This is a genomic window from Parasediminibacterium schistidii, assembly GCF_046546515.1.
Taxonomy (GTDB): Bacteria; Bacteroidota; Bacteroidia; order Chitinophagales; family Chitinophagaceae; genus Parasediminibacterium.
This window is the reverse complement of sequence record NZ_JBKHKJ010000084.1, coordinates 1-1,134: the sequence shown is the minus strand read 5'-3', so window position 1 is coordinate 1,134 and position 1,134 is coordinate 1. Positions and strand designations below refer to the sequence as shown.

The 1,134-nt window shown below is 38.7% G+C and carries 1 protein-coding gene; it reads left to right on the top strand.

The window, feature by feature from the left end:
* The first annotated feature begins 240 nt into the window (after nucleotides 1-240).
* Entirely contained in the window at nucleotides 241-879 is a 639-nt protein-coding gene (locus ACHFIY_RS19250) for a transposase (RefSeq protein ID WP_410847758.1), read from the top strand.
* The last annotated feature ends 255 nt before the right edge of the window (nucleotides 880-1,134 follow it).

Genomic DNA, 1,134 nt, shown 5'->3' with positions numbered 1-1,134 from the left:
GCAACTGGCTGCAACTTGCTTACGTGCCAAAGGAAATGGCATTGTTGAAGAAATTTTGAATTAGTTGGAGGTAACTTCCCGAAAGTTCAAAACTTTCGGGAAGTTTGAAAAACTGCAACAACTTGCCTGCGTGCAAAACAGAAATTGCATTATTGAAGAAATTTTGAATCGGTTGGAGGTAACTTCCCGAAAGTTTTTAACTTTCGGGAAGTTTGGACAAAAGCTATAAATATTTATACGATGAAAAACAACGAAATACCGCTACTTCCTGAAACCATTTACCACATCTATAACCATGCGAACGGTAACGAGAACCTGTTTCTGAATAATGAAAACTATCTCTATTTTTTGAAACGATATGCTTTTTTCATCCAACCCATCGCTCATACCTATGCATATTGTTTGATGCCAAACCATTTGCATTTAGTGGTCAAGGTAAAAGACGAAAAGCAATTGCAAGAGGCAAATATTTATTTTCAGCAAATGAAAAACATAGCACCATCGAATATCAAATTGCTGGAAGCAAACGAAGTAGGTTCATTTGTCAGCAAAGTTTTTGGTAACCTGTTTAGTGCTTATTCACAATCGTTCAACAAACAACAAGGCAGAAGGGGTAGTTTGTTTATGCCCAATTTTAAACGTAAAATAATAGACAACGAGGCTTACTATGCCAAATTGATTTTTTATATCCATAACAACCCCGTTCATCATGGTTTTGTAAGCAGCATGGATGCTAGGCCATTTTCGTCCTATAAAACCTTCTTATCCGATAGCCCAACCAAAATATCCAAGCAGGAGGTAATGGATTGGTTTGGTACTACTGACGAGTTCGTTCGTTTCCATAAAACTGAAAAAATAGACAGTAGTTTTGAATTATAGAAGCCTGAGTAATCAACGCCTTCCTCTAGTGCAACTTCCCGAAAGTTCCAAACTTTCGGGAAGTTTGGAAGCCTGCAACAGCAGCCTGGTGATGCCCAAAAGAAAAATGTTTTGTTGAGGGAGATTTTGAAAGGGTGAGGGGCAACTTCCCGAAAGTTCCAAACTTTCGGGAAGTTTGGAAACCTGCAACAACAGCCTGGTAGATGCCCAAAAGAAAAATGTTTTGTTGAGGGAGATTTTGAAAGGGTGAGGGGC

Excerpts from the sequence above, each read along its gene's own strand:
- ACHFIY_RS19250 (WP_410847758.1), top strand. The coding sequence starts at position 241 with ATGAAAAACAACGAAATACCGCTACTTCCTGAAACCATTTACCACATC.